4 protein-coding genes are annotated in these 19,234 nt (G+C 47.9%); 3 read left to right on the top strand and 1 reads right to left on the bottom strand.

The window, feature by feature from the left end; genetic code table 11:
• Window positions 1–329 precede the first annotated feature (329 nt).
• A complete protein-coding gene (locus QUB13_RS11215) occupies window positions 330–6,794 on the bottom strand; it encodes a PAS domain S-box protein (protein ID WP_333380640.1) in 6,465 nt (2,154 codons plus the stop codon).
• A 1,188-nt stretch (window positions 6,795–7,982) separates the two neighbouring features.
• On the opposite strand from QUB13_RS11215, the gene ppsA reads away from it, so the two are divergent.
• From ppsA to QUB13_RS11200, 3 genes are all read left to right on the top strand, one after another.
• Window positions 7,983–10,457: a phosphoenolpyruvate synthase gene (gene ppsA / locus QUB13_RS11210; RefSeq protein ID WP_333380638.1), complete on the top strand. Its 2,475-nt coding sequence runs from the start codon at window positions 7,983–7,985 to the stop codon at window positions 10,455–10,457.
• Between the two features lie 311 nt (window positions 10,458–10,768).
• Window positions 10,769–11,101 carry a hypothetical protein gene (locus tag QUB13_RS30435; protein ID WP_442922154.1) on the top strand — a complete coding sequence of 111 codons (333 nt, stop codon included), beginning with the start codon at window positions 10,769–10,771 and terminating at the stop codon, window positions 11,099–11,101.
• 1,171 nt (window positions 11,102–12,272) lie between these two features.
• Window positions 12,273–18,686, top strand: coding sequence for a DUF4347 domain-containing protein (locus tag QUB13_RS11200; protein ID WP_333380636.1), 6,414 nt, complete (start codon window positions 12,273–12,275; stop codon window positions 18,684–18,686).
• The last annotated feature ends 548 nt before the right edge of the window (window positions 18,687–19,234 follow it).

The raw sequence follows: 19,234 nt of genomic DNA, 5'->3' as shown, positions 1-19,234 counted from the left end.
GAAATCTTCAAATTTTTGATTTGTGAGTTGTCAATTGTGACTTACAATCGGATTCAACTAATGTTCTACGGCTCTAGAAACCCCGTTGCTTCGTAGATGCTTCTATTTGCAACCACCGTTTTAGCGCGAGACTGTTCATTTAACAGTGTTTATTTTCCGCAGATCCCCTAAATCCCCCGGATAGTCGGGGGACTTTGATCGCTTCGGGTTCCCCCATTCTTCAAGGGGGCTAGGGGCGATCGGGTTTAATGCAAGCGTATTGCCTGATTGACGACGATCGGGGCGTGAGATTTAACTAATTTTAAATTTTCTGTTAACTACCCTCAATGTTAGGACAAATGTTGCTTCAAAAAGTCTCGAATTTGCTTGAGCTGAAATCCTTTAGTAAGTTGCCGCAGGCGATCGACGAAAGGCGCTAATGTCGGATCTGAATGTTCGAGTTTAGCAATTTCCTCCAGAATAGCTTCAATATCGCCCATTGCAGCCAATCTTAACAAGACCAAGATTGACTCTGAGCTAGGAGACACTATTGTTGAGTCAGCAGCAGCAATCTCAGATGATATTTTGGGAGTTTGAGCTTTCCGTTTTTTGGTTCCTGTTCCGTCTTCGTAAATCCATTCTAATCTCAAATGCAGGCGCAATAATTCTAAAAGATCGTTAGTTTGAATCGGCTTGGTGAGAAAATCATTGCAACCTGCAAGTATACTCTCTTGCCTCGTAATCTCGTAGACGCTAGCAGATAAAGCAAGGATAACCGCATCTTTTAATTCCGGCAACTGTCGCAGCACCTTGGTAGCTTCCCAACCGTCCATTACCGGCATCAACAAGTCCATTAAAATTATATCCGGTAGAAATTCCTGTGCTTTTTGCAAGCAGTCTTCGCCGTCTACGGCTTGGGCGATTTCAAAACCCAAACGAGAAAGCATCCTGTTTAGGATGGCGCGATTTACTTCGTTATCGTCCACTATCAGCACTTTCCGCTGGCGGCCGCTAAAACCGACAAGCCGGCGTTTTTCTTGCGGGGCGGGGAGTTGAGAAGACTCGGCGACTGCGGGCAAGTCTAGATCAAACCAAAATATGCTGCCTTTGTCCGAGGTACTTTGAACGTGAATTTTGCTGCCCATCATATTGACTAATTTTTGACTGATGGAAAGCCCCAGTCCGGTACCTTCGACGAAATTGCTACGATCGCCTACTTGATGAAAAGGCAAAAATATTTCTTCTAATTTATCCTGCCCGATGCCCATGCCAGTATCTTCGACTTGAAAGCGAATTTTAGCAACTCGTAATTGCTTTTTATTGGCTGCTGAAATTATCGCTTTGTCCGCTTCTTGTGTTGCCATCGGCGCGTCTAAATTCGCGATTGAGTTGATTATTTTATGTGCTAATTTCGATTTTAGGCTGTTAATTTGAGGAGGTTTTTCTACCGGATTTTCTGCATAACCGACTTTGAATGTTACGCCACCGCTGTTAGTAAACTTAACTGCATTGCTCAGCAAATTAATCAAAACTTGGCGCAACCTTTTTTCGTCAGCCAAAATTGTGTTTGGCAGCGCCGATCCTTGCTCATAGTTAAAGGTTATTCCTTTTTGTTGCGACCGCATCTGGAACAAATCAACAATACTTTTAAGAAAACTGGGAAAATGCACGTCTATCGGTGACAGTTCCATTTTACTAGCTTCGATTTTTGAGATGTCTAAAACGTCATTGATCAGCGTTAGCAGATGGTTGCCGCACTGGTGGATGCTGTTGAGACTTTCCTGCTGATCTGCCGTTAAATTGCGATCGGTTTTTAGCAGTTGAATGTATCCTAAAATCCCGTTCAAAGGTGTCCGCAATTCGTGGCTCATGTTGGCGAGAAAGTCGCTTTTAGCGCGATTGGCGGATTCGGCGGATTCGGCGGCTAATTGCAGGGCGGCTTCTGCTTGTTTGCGATCGGCAATTTCGGTTTGTGCTTGTTCAAATAGGGTCGATTGCTGGATCGCGATCGCCAACTGCACCCCCAATTGTTTCAGGCACTCTGCCTCCAGTTTTTGCCAGGGACGCGGGCCCGTGCAATGGTGGGCAATTAACAGCCCCCACAAGCTTTCGCCTTGCAAAATCGGCACTACCAGACTCGCTCTCACCTCGAACTGACTCAACAAACTCAAGTGGCATTCGGCGATGCCGGCATTGTAAACATCATCTATGGCTCTAATTCTGCCGTTTTGGTAAAGAGCAGCGTAGGTTTCTCCAAAACAAGGGTCGTAAATTTCTGTTCCTAGAATTTGTAGGGAATTTTCAGCTACCGACTCGACAGCGATAAACCCGCTCCAATCCGACTTAAATTGGTAAATAACAGTGCGGTCTACTTGCAAAAAATGTCGCACTTCTTCGACAGCGTTGGTGAGAATTTCTTCGAGATTGAGAGAAGAACGAATGCGTTCCATCATGGCTGTTGCCAACTGTTCGCGCTTTAATTGCTGGTGCAAAAGTGCTTCGGCTTCTTTGCGTTGGGTGATATCGGTAATGACTGCAATTAAGCCGATAGAATGGCAATTTTTATCTTTAATAGTGTCGGCTCGCACCAGGGCGGTAACAGCTTCACCGCTCTTAGTTTGCAGCGCAATTTCGCCGCACCAAGAGCGACCTTGGCGAATGTTTTTATAGATTTGTTTGTAAGTTTTAGGCCGGAGATAAAGGGCTGCGCGATCGCCGAAATTGTTGAGTTCTTCCACGCTGTAGCCGTAACGTTGAATGAAGGCTTGATTGTGGTAAAGAGACCGCCCTTTTAAGTCGGCGATGGCGATCGCGTCGCTGGTACTTTCGACAGCTTGAGTGACTTGCAGCAAAGCTAATTCTGCTTGTTTGCGATCGCTGATATCCGTCATCGAACCCACCATCCGCAGGGGGTTTCCGGCTTCGTCCCACACGGCTTGAGCGCGGGCTAGCACCCACTTGTAGCTGCCATCTTTGCACTGCAAGCGGTATTCGGCGGCGTAATGGGGGGTTTGGCGATCGAGATAATCTTGGATCGCTGCTTGCACTCGTGAGCGATCGTCTGCATGGATGCGATCGATCCATTCGCTGTTGGAACTATCCATTTCGCCCTCTGCGTAACCGATAATTTCTTGCCAGCGGGCAGATCGAAAAGCTTCATTTGTTTGAAGATTCAGATCCCAAATTCCGTCTTGATTACCTTTGAGAACTAACTGCCAGCGTTCTTCACTTTTACGCAATTCTTCTTCGGCTTGTTTGCGCTGAATGTGAGAACCCAACTGAGTCCCTACCGCCTTGACCAACTCTACTACGCGCGGTTCCATAATCGAGCGAGAACGCTTGCAAAATAGTAAAACTGCCAGCACCTGAGATTGAGCGCGAATCGGCACTCCGAAACAAGCTTTCAATCCGATTGCTGCCGCCATTTGCGATCGGGCAAAAAGATGATTTGTGGCTACAGAAATATCTTCTATCCATTCTACATTTTGGGTTGACCAAATCCGTCCGGGTACTCCCACTCCGGCGGCGAATCTAATTTTTTTACTTTCGCTGCCGAACCTATCTAAATCGCGATCGCTAGCATACCAAGTTTTGCTGTGTTCCAAAACACTAGCATTAGCCGCAGGTATCCAAGCTTCCGCAAAATCCCAGCCGATCGCATTGCACAACAACCGCAAAATATCCGGGAGGGCGCTGTGAAAATCTGCCGACTGACTAATTGCTTGAGTTGCTGCCAGCAACAACTTGATTTCATCTTCTGCTTGCTTGCTTTCTGTAATATCAGTTCCCGTGCCGAGAATTTGTTTTAACTTTCCGTCTGCTGTTTTCGCAAATACAGTATCTCGGCTCACGATCCAGCGCCAAGAACCATCCTTGTGCCTGATTCGATATTCAATTTCAAAGATATCCCCTTCCGTGCCCGTTTCGACTTGCTGTAAATAATCAGGTATTTTGATTGAATCTTCCGGGTGGATGAAACTTGACAGCATCCACGGCCCGAGCGCCAAAATCTCCTCTACCGTATAGCCGAGAATGTGATAAATAGAAGCATTTGCATAGATATTTTTTTGTTCTATTAAGTCACAAACATACAAAATATTAGGACTTGCCTCAGCAATTCGAGCACCAAACCGCTTGCTATCTTGTAACTCTGCTTCAGCTTTCTTTTTCGCAGCAATATCGCGAACAATGCAAATTATTTCGCCGTCTGGCAGAACTGTCAGCGAGATTTCTTGAGGGAATTGAGAGCCGTCGCGGTGGCAGCCTACAGCTTCAGTGCTGCAATAACCTTGCCGCGCTAAAGTCGGCATAATTTCCCCCTCAAACCTTGCAAGTTCTGCGCCTGTATAACACATTTTCCAACTTTTGCCCAACATTTCTTCGATGGAATTGTAACCGTAGATTTTGAGTTTAGCTGCGTTGGCATAAATCACCTCTCCGCTGGCATTGACAATACCGATGCCTTCGGAAGCGGCTTCCATTGCTGCGGCTTGTCGCTGGAGTTTTGACTCGAAACGTTTGCGGCTGGTAATGTCGCGGACGATCGCGATAATTTCGTCATCCGTGCAGAAGACAATTCTCGCTTCAAAATGGCACACTGCATCCTGAATTGGCAGTTGATATTCTAGAACTTGAATCTCGCCTGTGTCGAGGGCTTGTTGATTAGCGGACAAGATTTCTTCCGCAAAAGCAGACGGCAATATGTCTTGTGCTTTTTGGCCAATAAATATGTTTGCCGGTACTAGAGTCTGGAGGTCTTTTGCGGGTTTAAAGTCTACCAAAGTACCGTCGGCGCGACAGCGAAAAATCATGTCGGGTATCGCGTTTAAAAGAGCACGGTTGGTGGCTTCGCTTTTGCGTAATTCAGCTTCAGCTTGTTTGCTCAATGTCACGTCGCGGCCCACTGCATAAATTAAACCTTCTTCGGCAAAGGGCGATGCCGTCCACGACAGCCATTTATAACTACCATCACGGCAAATATAGCGGTTTTCTAAGTTAATAACCGGGTTGCCGTTTTTTAATGTTTCTACTGCAGCTCTAGTTATTGCTCGGTCTTCGGGATGCAAGAATTCTAGAAGAGGTTTGGCCAGAAGTTCGGCTCGGCTGTAACCTAATACATTTGACCAAGCGGGGTTTAAGCGTTTGAAATAGCTGTCAAAACCTGCTATGCAAAGTAAATCTAGGGAAATATTAAAGAAGCGATCGCGCTCTTGCTGGGTTTCTTTTAATTCAGTGATATCCATCACCAAACCGTCCCAAATTATATCGCCGTTGGCTTGTTTTTCCGGTCTCGCAGCGCCTTGCAGCCATTTCACTCGTTCTCCCACAACTTGCCGCCACTGGTGTTGCCAAGCTTGCTGAGTTGCCGCTGAATTTGCGATCGATCGCTGGAAGTCTGAGATATCGTCAGGATAGACTTTCGCAAAAGGCAAATCCGCATTTTCTTCGATTTCTTCCGGTCTTAAATTGTAGAGCTGGATACTGCCGGAAGAAACATAGGAAAAAAGTTTTTTCCCATCAACAGATAGCCGAAATTGATAAATCATTCCTGGCACGTTGGCTGCCATTTTTTGAAATCGAGCTTCGCTTTCCTGCAGCGCTATTTGCTGGCGCTTGTACTCGGTCACATCTCGCATTGTTCCGACCAACATCTTAGTACCGTTGGCTTTCTTGAAAACTGTCTTTTTTGTAGATATAATCCGCTTTTTGCCTGCGGAATCAGTAAAGATTTCTTCTGTTTCTTGAGGCTGGCTTCTTTTGAAAACTTCCAGGTCTTGCTGTTCAAAAAAATCTGCTTGTGCTGCCGGTAAAAACTCGTATCCAGATTTCCCAATCAGTTCCGATCGCCTTTTGCCCATCAACTCGCAAAAAGCCTCGTTTAATACGACCCACCTGTGCTGCTCGTCTTTGACAAAAATTGGATCGGGAGTAGCATTGATCGTGTGATTCAAAAACTCTTTTGATGCTTTTAATTCATCTTCGTAGCGGTAGCGATCGCTCACGTCCAAAATTATTTTAATCATCCGGTCGATCGAGCCGTCTCTGCCGCGAATACAGCGCAGCGAAACTCTCGTATAAATAGTTGTTCCGTCTTTTTTGCGCCACCTTTTATCTAAAACATAGCCTTCACTTTTCCCTGCTAAAATTTTATTTAACTGCTCTAAACTGGCCTGCAAATCTTCAGGAAAACCCCACCGTTCCCAATTTCCATGCAGAAGTTCTTGGCGCTCATATCCCAGCAAATCGCACAAAGCATCGTTAACTTCCAACCACTCGCATTTTTCGGGTTCTGAGGGGGAAATAGGAGGAGCAATAATCGCAATTCCGACAAGGGAATTTTCGACTACCGAGCGATATTTTTCTTCACTTTTTTGCAAAGCTTCTTGGTTGTGCTGCCGCTCGACTGCGTAGCGGAGCGATCGCATTAATAATTCGCTGTCAATTTTTCGCTTAACTAAATAATCCTGAGCTCCTGCTTGAATTGACTTCACGGCTAGTTCTTCATCATTGCGGGCAGTCAATACGACGATCGGAGTATTGAGGCTGTATTCTTGTATCTTGACAATTGTACTCAAGTCTTGGCTGTCTGGCAGGGAAAGGTCTAGTAAAATCACATCAAAATGTTCGCCGCTCAACAGTTGCTGCGCTGTGCTGAGACGGTCTGTACAGCTTACAGAAAGCCTTTGCGCTTCTGGTCTCCTGACGTTTCTTTCTAATAATAATTCTTCGATCAGCTCGGCTTCGGCTTGATTATCTTCGACCAAGAGAACTTTAAAGCCGTTTTTCTTTCCGGTTGAGTTCAAAACTGATATCATATACCTTGTTTTTTGTCATAAGGCAGTCGAGCTAACTATTATAGCATATAAATAATTGAATACCCCAAAATACCGCTACTCAAAGTTGAAAAACTGCGAGTTTAACAACTACAGCCTTTGGAAGATAAGATGAGTTACAGCTCGTAGGGAAAAAGGTAATTGAGCATAGAAAAAAAAGCTCGCAGTTGACAATTTTTATTAGCAGTAACCCATTACAAAGGTTATACAATAGAATTAAGTTGCATAAATACTCGATCGCTCTGTTAACCGCAGATTTCCCAAGGTGCGACACAGATCGAGGCAGATAATTCAATAATTGAAAGCCATTGAGGGCAACTCAAATCTAATACTCTAGAACGAGTGTTTGCGCTCCGATTAGGTTAAGCCAATCAGGAATCAAACTTTTGCGTTGCGGTTTTGAGAAGTTCGGTTTTTTTAATAAACAAAGCTGCTTGGTGTTGTGTTTTTTGGGCGATCGCCCCCAGCAACAAATTCTTTTTTGCCCGTAGATTCGGCTACCAACACAATCCCAGCCCTGTCCCCGCACAGCGCGGTCAGTGCAAAAAAACCGTGGCAACTATCTTAGATATTCATCTGTTCGCCAGTTTTTTTTTATAATAGCTTACATAAAATCCCCACAGCCATTTCTTAACTTTTTGCAATGATTTTTTTTTCTACCAGTCTTGCTATTTATAAAAAAAAGTGATAATATTGAAATATAGGCAATCAAAAACTCTGCTGGATACAGCCTAGGAAAAAACTCGATAAACTTCGCGAAAAAATACCTTAAAAAGTTGACAGCTTTTTGTTGACTGTCTTTCGCCCCAGCCCAAAAGCGATACACAAGTTGAAGGTAGAACTCGCGATAGATCCAAAAGTTGAGACGAGAGTTTAAGCTTGTGGATTCAAATGAAGTTAACAGTCAACAGTCAACGGTCAACAGTCAACAGTGAATTTACTATTTCGCTGAAGAGAGGATTTGATATAAACCCCAGATGAAAGGCGAATCGACACAGATCCAGGCTATTTCAGATTATTGGTGAATGAATGGAAGAGGTACAATCTCAAATCTCATATAGCGGTTCTTAAAACAGTGAGGTATGCCCTAGGCCGGATAGTACCTCATATGAGAGCTTGAAAGGCTATATCAACTGACAGAACAGAAATGAAGTTGAGAGGAAAAAACTCATGCTAGAAAAATTAGCAAGTCAACAACAACTTTTAATTCCCAAAGAAAAATCCTTAGTATTGTGGTTTGATGAAGTCGGGATCGCCGATATCCCATTAGTAGGCGGTAAAAATGCTTCTTTGGGCGAAATGATCCAACAGCTAAAACCCAAAGGAGTCAGCGTCCCCAACGGATTTGCAACTACAGCATACGCTTACCGTTACTTCATCTCTGCGGGGGGTTTAGAAGCAAAATTGCGCGAAATATTTGCTGATTTAGACGTAGAAAACCTGCACAACCTACAACAAAAAGGCAAGGAAGCGCGCGGATTGATTCTGAGTACACCATTTCCAGAAGAACTGCAAGCGGCGATCGCCGATGCTTACGAAAAATTGTGCGATCGCTACGGCGAGGGCACCGACGTAGCAGTACGTTCCTCCGCCACCGCCGAAGACTTACCAGACGCGAGTTTCGCCGGACAGCAAGAAACCTACCTCAACGTTCACGGCTGCACCGGCGTGCTCGAATGCTGCCACAAATGCTTCGCCTCCACCTTCACCGACAGAGCAATTTCCTACCGCCAACTCCGAGGTTTCGACCACTTAGAAGTCGCTTTATCCGTCGGCGTGCAAAAAATGGTGCGATCGGACTTAGCATCCTCCGGCGTCATGTTCAGCATCGACACCGAAACCGGCTTCAAAAATGCCGTATTAGTTACCGCCGCCTACGGATTAGGAGAAAATATCGTTCAAGGAGCCGTAAACCCCGACGAATACCTAGTTTTTAAACCCACATTAAAACAAGGTTTCCGCCCAATTCTCGACAAACTTCTCGGTACAAAAGACATCAAAATGGTGTACGATCTTGGCGGTTCAAAATACACCAAAAACGTCTCAGTATCGCCAAAAGAACGCGGCAAATACGCCATTAACGATGACGAAATTCTGCAACTAGCACGTTGGGCAATACAGATCGAAGACCACTACTCCCAAGTCCGCGGAACCTACACGCCGATGGATATCGAGTGGGCAAAAGACGGCAATACTGGCGAACTCTTTGTCGTCCAAGCGCGACCGGAAACAGTACAATCACAAAAATCCGCCACAGTTTTGCGGAACTACAAATTGCACGGTTCCAGCACAGTTTTGACAACGGGACGCGCCGTGGGCGAAGCGATCGGACAAGGCAAAGCCCATATCATTTTAGACTCTCACAAAATCGCCGAATTTGAAGCTGGAGAAGTTCTTGTCACCAACAAAACTGACCCGGATTGGGAACCGATTATGAAAAAAGCCAGCGCCATCGTCACCAATTCCGGCGGCCGCACTTGCCACGCTGCCATCATTGCCCGAGAAATGGGAATTCCCGCAATTGTCGGCACCGGCGACGCTACGACAGTCTTGCAAAACAATCAAGAAATTACTGTTTGTTGTGCCGAAGGAGATGAAGGCAAAGTTTATTCGGGTTTATTGGAGTTTGAAATACAAGAAAGTGCGATCGACAATTTGCCCCGCACCCGCACTCAAATTTTAATGAATGTCGGCAACCCAGAAGAAGCTTTTAGTTTGTCAGCAATTCCTTGCAACGGTGTAGGCTTAGCGCGGCTGGAATTCATCATCGCCAACCACATCAAAACGCACCCCCTGGCACTGATTCACTTTGACGAATTGACCGACGAATCCGTCAAGCGTCGAATTGGCAAACTCACAGCACTTTACGAACACAAACCAGATTTTTTTACAGACAAATTAGCCTGCGGAATTGCCACGATCGCCGCCGCATTTTATCCCAATCCTGTCATCGTGCGGATGAGCGATTTCAAGAGCAACGAATATGCTAATCTTTTGGGAGGGCGGCAGTTTGAACCTAAAGAAGAAAACCCGATGATCGGGTGGCGCGGCGCTTCTCGCTATTACGACCCGAATTACCGCGAAGCTTACGCTTTGGAATGCAAAGCATTGAAGCGAGTTCGCGACGAAATGGGCTTGACAAATGTGATTCCGATGATTCCGTTTTGTCGCACGCCGGAGGAAGGCCGAAAAGTCTTGGCTGAGATGGCAAAACACGGTTTAGTCAAGGGTGAAAACGGCTTGCAAGTTTATGTGATGTGCGAATTGCCTAGCAATGTCATATTTGCTGATGAATTTGCCCAAGTTTTTGACGGATTCTCGATCGGCTCTAACGATCTAACTCAGCTAACATTAGGATTAGACCGAGATTCTGCTTTAGTCGCCCACATTTTTGATGAACGTAATGAAGCTGTGAAGCGGATGATAGAAATTGCCATTAAAGCGGCGAAAAAGTACGATCGCAAGATTGGGATTTGCGGTCAAGCACCAAGCGATTATCCTGAGTTTGCTCGATTCTTGGTGGAGTTGGGAATTGATTCGATTAGTTTGAATCCCGATTCGGTTTTAAAGACTTTGTTGGATATTGCGAAGGTGGAGGCTTCTAGTACATTGATGGATTTAGCGGCGGATGTTGCTAAGGTTTAACCGTTTTGGTTTTTGATAGCAACCGGATTTTTTCCAACCGTTCGTAGTGAGGATTTTAGTCCTCTGATTTAAAGAGGATTGAAGTCCGAACGAGCGAACCTATTACGGGCTTGTCTGTTTTTGAACTAAACCCGGTTTCTCCTGTCTAGTTTGGTAAAATAACCGCTCTCCCGCGAGTAGCAGCCAGCAAACGGCTAACGTACCGGCAAGTTTGAAACTTTGCCGGGAACTTTTATGATTTAAAACCGTCTTTCGGCGGATAATTTTCTGTTGTCGATCGCCTAAATTAAAGAAAATATTCCCCACACAAGTTGACTAAATGTACTAACTGCTATCTTGATTATTTTCATAGGTTTAGCTCCGTCGCTGCTGTCTTTGTGGGTGATGCGATCGGCCAGAGCCAAGCCCAAGATCAAATTGCAGCGGCCGGGCTGGCGGTAGCAAACATACCTGCGCGAAATCAACTAGCAACGGTCGATCGCACTTACGTAGAAGACCTCGGTTATGCGATCGGCGAGATCGCGAGTACAACGCCCGCTCTCATTAGATCCGTTGTGCAGTCAACCCTTCAGGGCCATGTCTTGATTGTTGCTACTACCGAGCCAGAACTCTTGACGTTCGCGGTGAAAAGATATAGCTTGTAATAGGGCTACTATCTACGTAAATTTGCTGATGCAGTAATTGATAAGTTAGTATGTACTTAAGTGTAAGGATTGTTGTTGGATCTTTTTCAGCACAAGCCGTGCCAAAACTCAGCAATTAAAAATTAATCGAGCAGTATTGCTTGGTTACAGTTGCTATAAGTGGCAGACTGCGATGCGGTGCTTTTCTAGTTGAGGACTTGCACGCAAAAACCAGGTTTAGAGAATAAATCTGAGTTTCGTGGCGAAAAATCTAGGAATCAAGCCAGTTCCTAGTCTCCTAGACGCCCTCCTGCAGTTGAAAAAATGAGCGAATAAAAATCGTCAGTAGCTGACGAACACATCTGCAACTCGATTTCTGCAAAACATCATGAAAAATTGTGTACAAACAATTGTCCCGACCATTAACCTCAAACATAAACTCGCTAGAAGACTATAAGTTGACAGTTTGAGTGAGAAGTTTCTTGCTAGCTGTACCAATCTGTTTTTGTGCAAATAAACGCAGTCTCAAACCAGAATTGTTGTCTCCAGACTGCAACTCATAAATTTTTAAGACACCTCGTCGCTACAGGGTATGTATGTTTCAGTTTAATCGCAGGTTTTGGATGCTGCCGGTCTAATTATGTCCCGGCCGCTTTCTAGCAATCCCATCCTTAATTAATCTCTTTGGGCGATTGCGAAGGGGGCTAGCGCACCAAAACCCAAGAAACCGGGTTTTTTACCGGGAGTGAGGGCTGCAAGGAACTCTTTTTGTCTGTCAAGCCCGGTTTCTTAGTTCAGAAATAGTGAAATTTCTCTACCCGTAAACTGCATTGGACGATCGACAGAAACCTCATAAAATAAATTTTTGAGAATTCTTGTTATTGTCCGTTGCCGGATGTAAAAAAATGCGGGTATAAAAATACACTCGATCGCCAAAATCGAATGCGAAATATCTCCCAATAGATAGATTGGTGGAATTTAACTTCCCAATCTTCAGCGCTTGCGCCGACTATATTTGCAATGCTATCAAAGAGCGAGATAGCACAGCTTTGTGCTGAGTAAAATAAGCCTCTTGCTCTCGATTACATTCAAGCTACAGAGCTGATAACTCTGCAATCCAAGCTTTTTTTCCGATATCGCTATCATCTTGAAACGGGCATCTTACGGCAATTATTATTTAGGGGATTCTACGATGCAAAGCATCTGCAACAAACCAATTTTCACAACCCAAAAAGCAAGTAATACCACCGCAAGTATTACTAACAAAAAATCCCGAATAACAGCAATTCATACCGCTCAAACAATACAAGAAGTAAATAGAGACTGGTGTTTGTATTCCTCAAAAAATGATGAGAGCGCGGGAATTGGGAACTCCCAAACAGAATTTTTGCCAGCAACAGAATCGCCGATCGCCCGGAGTGTAAAAAATGTGCTGTTCCTCGATGCCAGAGTAGAGCAATACGACAGCTTGGCAAGCGGAGCAACAGCAGGTACAGAAGTATTTATACTCGACTCGCAGCGGGATGGAGTCGAGCAAATTACTACAATTCTGGCTAGTTGTAGCAATTTAGACAGCCTGCAAATAATTTCTCATGGTCGAGAAGCAGCAGTGCAACTAGGGTCGATCGCCCTGAGCAGCGACAACATAGAAACCTACAGCCATTTGTTGCAGCAGTGGGGAAAAAGCCTCAGCGAGAGAGGAGCTATCTTGTTGTGCGGGTGCAGCGTCGCAGCCGGAGAAAGCGGCCGGGCCTTCGTGCGGCGGCTGAAGGCAATTAGTGGTGCAGATATTGCAGCCTCCGACAACTTGACGGGGAGTGCGGCACTAGGCGGCGATTGGAAATTAGAATTTGCGACAGGGGCAATCGAGGCGAGTATCGCCATTGAAAAAGTAGCGCTCGAAGCATACAGCTACACCCTAGGCACATTAGTTAACGAAACTTTCAAGAACGCCACAGTTAGGGGGCCTTGGATTTACGGGGGAACACGCGGTGCGCTGTTCAATCCGGCTGGGGGACCAGCATCTTCTCAAGATATCCCCGGCATTACCGGAGGGACTGTATCCGGCATACTTCCGGCTGTCGGAGGCAGTGTTCCAGGCGATGGCGCTCTGCGATTAACTCCAGCAGTAAACAACCGGGAAGCCTTCGTCATCTACAACAACCCCATTCCTTCAACCGACGGTATCAGAGTTAAGTTTGATTTTTATTCCTACGGTTCAAGCGAGCAATTTCAGTCTCCGCAACCCTTTATTAGTCCTCAGCCAGGAGACGGGCTGGGTTTCTTCTTGATTGATGGCACTGTTAGCCCAACCAGGACTGGGGGTTATGGCGGTTCTCTGGCTTATGCTCCACGAACGGGTACACCCGGTATTGACGGAGGTTATTTAGGCATTGGGCTTGACGAGTTTGGCAATTTTTCAACATCCACAGAAGGGCGCTCTGGCCCGGAGCCTCCTTCGATTCCCGGCTCCTCTATTGGTTCTTTCAGACCTGATTCAGTAACTATTAGAGGAAATCAAGCAAATAGTTATTCGTTTTTAACAAATGCGATCGTTCCCTTCGGCATCGATAACATTCCTACGAGCATTGACTTTAGTGGCCCTGGTACCAGCAGCAGTTTTAATTTCAGCAATACCTTCACGAGCGAGCGCAATGCAGCCAAAAGAGCCGTTCAAGTTACCCTAAATCCATCTAACGACAAGGTGGATCCCAATCGCCTCACCGTTGCCTTCGATAGGGATTTTGACGACACCTACGAAACTACAGTGATCGACATCCCCAACTTGGCAACCAAAAACGGCCCAGTACCGCCAATTTTCAAATTTGGTTTTGGCAGTTCCACAGGAGGTGCCAACAACATTCACGAACTTCAAAACCTGGTAGTCGAGACGGTAAATCCTCCGACTATCTCGGCTGACGTGAGCACGATCAAGACCGGCCCTGCGTTCATCAAGCCAGGCGGCAGCATTACCTACACGATTACAACGGTCAACAAAGGGGCAGCACCGGCTAGAAACGTCAAGATTCAAGACGAAATACCTTTTGAACTGCTCATTCCCCCCGGAAACCCGCCAATTCTCAATCTCTCGGATAATGGCACTTACCAGAACCAAACGAAGTCTGTCACCTGGCCTGTAGTTCCCGTTCTCAATCCGGGCGAGACTCTCACTTACAGCGTGACAGTTAATGTGCGGTCTGATTTACCTGTCGGTACCACTTTTTCTAACATTGCATTCAGCAATAGCTCGACTTTCGACCCTGACCTCAGCAACAACACCGCTATATTCCCGCCGGGACAAGTCGATGGGCCTGGTGTCGTCTTTACCACAATTGTCAATACAGTCGCGGATGTAGTCACTACCAAGAGTGGCAATCTGACTGCTGCAGCCGGGTCAACCGTCACCTACACGCTGAACACGACTAATAGGGGGCCCGACCCAGCGATCGACGTGACCATCACTGACAGCATTATTCCGGGTTTAACAGGAGTCAGCTTTTCCAACGGCGGGAGCTATGACGCACAAACCGGCATTGTCTCCTTTCCACCGGTGGCGACGCTGGCAAACGGGGCGACTGAACCCCGCACCGTCAGTTTCGTTGCGCCAGCCACGCTTAACACCATCAGCAACACGGCTCGGAGCCGATCGACGACTCCCGACCCGATCGCCAGTAACAACAACGGCTCCACCACCAACAAAGAGGGAACTCCGACCAACTCTAGTGTTACGACAACTATTACGCCCAACGCCGATCTGGCAACCACCAAAACCGGCTCTACCACTGCTGTCCCCGGCAGCTCGGTCAGCTACAGCATCGCCACACTCAACAACGGCCCCAGTCCGGCACAAGCTGTAACCATCACTGACAGCATCGTTCCCGGGTTAACGGGAGTCACGGCATCGGAAGGCGGCACTTACGATGCAGTGACAGGAATTGTTACCTTCCCACCCGTGGCGATCGCCAACGGTGAGACAGTCAACCGGACGATCGGCTTCACAGTACCCCTGACGGCAACTTCCATCAGCAACACCGCCAGAAGTAGCTCGATCACTCCCGACTTGACTCCTAACAACAACAACGGTACCGACCCCAGCGCTACCGTGTCCACCAGCATCAGTCCCAGGGCTGATATTGTCACCCAAAAGACTGCTCCGGCAACCATCAAGGCGGGCGATACGCTGATTTATACAATTACTACTAGCAACAACGGCCCTAGTACCGCGACCAACGTAGTCATCACCGACAGCCTGATTCCCGGCTTAAAAAATGTCACGGTGTCCGACGGCGGAACCTACAACGAAACCACAGGGACGATCGATTTCCCGATCCCGACTTTAGCCAGCGGCAGCAGCCAGAGCCGCACGATCAGATTTGTACCGCCACCGACGCTGACGAGCATCCTCAACGTGGTTTCGAGTACATCGGACACTACAGACCCCAACCCAACCAACAACAACGGCTCGGTCATCGCAGCGCCCGGTGAGCCGGGGGGGCAAGTCATTACGGCGATCGGTGCAGTCGCCGATATTGTCACCCAAAAGACTGCTCCGGCAACCATCAAGGCGGGCGATACGCTGATTTATACAATTACTACTAGCAACAACGGCCCTAGTACCGCGACCAACGTAGTCATCACCGACAGCCTGATTCCCGGTTTAAAAAATGTCACGGTGTCCGACGGCGGAACCTACAACGAAACCACAGGGACGATCGATTTCCCGATCCCGACTTTAGCCAGCGGCAGCAGCCAGAGCCGCACGATCAGATTTGTACCGCCACCGACGCTGACGAGCATCCTCAACGTTGTTTCGAGTACATCGGACACTTTTGACCCCGACCTGACAAACAACAACGGCTCGGTCATCGCAGCGCCCGGTGAGCCGGGGGGGCAAGTCATTACGGCGATCGGTGCAGTCGCCGATCTGGTTACAGTCAAGGACGGCTTCACATCGGCTCAGGCAGGCAGTTTGGTGACATATACTATCACTACCTCCAACAATGGGCCGAATGCTGCGGAAAATGTAGTGATTACAGACAGCATCATTCCCGGTTTAAAGATAGTCACGGCATCCAATGACGGCACTTACGATCCAGTGACGGGGATTGTCACCTTCCCAATAATTCCCAGCTTGGCTAGCGGCAGCAACACCGATCGCCAGGTAACATTAGTCGTTCCAGAAACGGGCAGCATCAAAAATACCTCCAGTAGCCGATCGACCACTTTTGACCCAGAACAGACCAACAACAACGGTTCCGAGTCTAGGGCCACTGTCATCACCACCGTCCTAGCGGGGCTACCGAATCCGGGGACTCCGGGGACTCCGGGGACTCCGAATCCGACTCCGGGGACTCCGGGGACTCCGAATCCGACTCCGGGGACTCCGAATCCGACTCCGAATCCGGGGACTCCGGGGACTCCGAATCCGACTCCGAATCCGGGGACTCCGACTCCGGGGACTCCGACTCCGGGGACTCCGGGGACTCCGGGGACTCCGACTCCGGGGACTCCGGGGACTCCGACTCCGACTCCGAATCCTAATCCGACTCCGACTCCGACTCCGGGGACTCCGGGGACTCCGAATCCGAATCCGATTCCGATTCCGATTCCGACTCCGATTCCGACTCCGATTCCGACTCCGATTCCGACTCAGACTCCGAGCGAGCCGACTCCGACTCCGGGGACTCCGGGGACGCCGACTCCGGGCGCACCGACTCCGGGCGCACCGACTCCGGGGATGCCGACTCCGGGCGCACCGACTCCGGGGACACCGACTCCGGGGACACCGACTCCGGGGATGCCGACTCCGACTCCTATTTTCGCTGGAGTTCCCGAACCGGATACCGGTTGCGGTTGCGAACCCTTGCCCCTGCTGAGGCCGATCGCATTTGTCCAACCCCAGCCTTCCCCAATACTCAACTTCGAGTCAAGCGCCTCCGCGCTCATTGACATCGAAAACACTGTCCTCGGGACTCCCGGAAACGATTATTTAACAGGAAACGACACTAACGAACTGTTTGTCTCCTTTGAGGGCAACGACACGCTTTTAGGCGAAGGTGGCTCCGATATCTTCTTTGGAGACCAACAGCAAGACTTCATCGCTGCTGGTAGAAACAACGACATCGTTTACGCGGGCAAAGAAAATGATGTGGTGTTCGGGGGCAAACAAGACGATCGCATATTTGGCGATCGCAATTCCGACACATTGTACGGCGATCGCGGTTCCGATACGATCGTCGGGGACAACGGCAACAACATCAACTTGACTGGTAACGACGGCGATCTGATTTTCGGCGGTTCTTCCAGCGACGCCATTGCTGGCACTCAAGGTAATGACACGGTTTACGGGGGCAAAGACGCAGACACCGTTTACGGCGGCAAAGAAAACGACCTGATTTGGGGCGACAAGGGCTCGGACAGCCTCTACGGTGACAGCGGAGACGACTCTCTGTTCGGCGGAGTCCAAAACTCCCTAGACGGCGACCCGGAGGGGCAAGATTTTCTGGTTGGAGGCAACGGCCAGGACTTGCTCAACGGCCAAGAGGGCGACGATACTTTGCTAGGCGGTAACGGTCGGGATGTGGTATTTGGAGGAAAAGGGGGCGATCGCATTTTTGGCGAAACCGGCTCGGATACTCTCTATGGCAATAAAGGTTCTGATACGATCGTCGGCGACTACGGCAATCCCCAAGGCAGCATAAATGCTAGCGATGAAGGTGACTTAATTTTCGGCAACGACACCGACGACATCATTGGCGGCGGTAGCGGTAACGACAGCATTTTTGCCGGCAAAGGTAACGATTTAGCTTACGGCGGCAAAGATAACGACATAATTTGGGGTGAACTCGGTGCTGACACCATTGTCGGCGACGAGGGAGACGATTCCCTTTACGGCGGTGCGGCAAACCAGTTAGTCACCGATGTCAACGGCCGCGACTTGTTGTTTGGGGGAGATGGTAACGACTATCTCAACGGCGGCGAGAGTTCCGATTCTCTCGGCGGTGGTTTTGGCAACGATACTATTCAGGGCGGCAAGGATGACGATTTAGCGCACGGAGATGCCGGCAACGACTTGATTTATGGCGATGACGGCAACGATATTTTGTGCGGCGATGATGGCAACGATACCATTTTTGGCGATCGGGGAGAAAACGAGCTAGGCCCGGTGGGTGCAAACGGTCAGCAAGACTGCATCAACGGTGGCAGTGGCGACGACCTTCTCTACGGCAATGAAGGGCAAGATGCCCTTAATGGCGGTGACGGTAACGACACGATTCATGGAGGGAAAGATAGCGACATTCTCAATGGAGGCGCAGGGGATGACTGGCTGTTTGGCGATGGGGGAGAGGATACTTTAATTGGAGGTAGCGGGAGCGATCGATTTGTGTTAAATAGCAACAGCGGCATCGATACTATACTTAATTTTGAAGTAGGAACCGACAAGTTTGTCCTCGCCGACGGCTTAAGTTTTGAGTCTTTGGGAATTAACTCGCGGGATGCCAACGGTTATGTCCTGCAAGTTGCTGCCACTGGGGAGGTTTTGGCTAATGTTTTTGGGCCTAGCAATGCTATTACTGCCCTGGATTTTGTCACTCAACCGAGATAAAACAAAACTCGCAAAGGTTTGTAGTAAGAACTTTAGTCCGCAATCCAATAGCGGATTAAGGTTCGAGCGTGAGGACTTCAGTCCTCACGCTCGAACTTTTTGTATTCCGGTAATCGACAGAACATGATAGAGTACCAAGTTTGAAAAATATTGCTAGATATAAATCAGAGGCAATATTTATTTAAAAAAACGGCATTACCTTGTCCGGCGGGAGATCTGCCCGTGAAATATCGTTGGTTTAGCATCAACAATTGTAGAAACAGTTTTTCACCTAAAAACGAGCTGGAAGCCCTTGGCTACCGACATGGGGAGGAACGCGGCTGCGAATGCAAGTCGCCTAAAAATATGGCACGGTTTAATACAAACTGGTAGACTAATTACAGCGATTAAGAACAACCATCTACGTGTTGAAATAATTTAATAAGGTGAAACTCCTTTCTTTGGTTCGTCTCGGCCTGAACGTAGCCTGACCAAACAAGCAACAGTGAATTATTGAGCGTACCTATCTGGCATAAGTGATGGACTCCGAAAACCGAAAAAAGTTAAAA

Source organism: Microcoleus sp. B4-D4, from assembly GCF_036705185.1.
GTDB lineage: Bacteria > Cyanobacteriota > Cyanobacteriia > Cyanobacteriales > Microcoleaceae > Microcoleus.
Note: the sequence above shows the minus strand (reverse complement) of the source record. Positions and strands in the feature narration are given on the sequence as shown.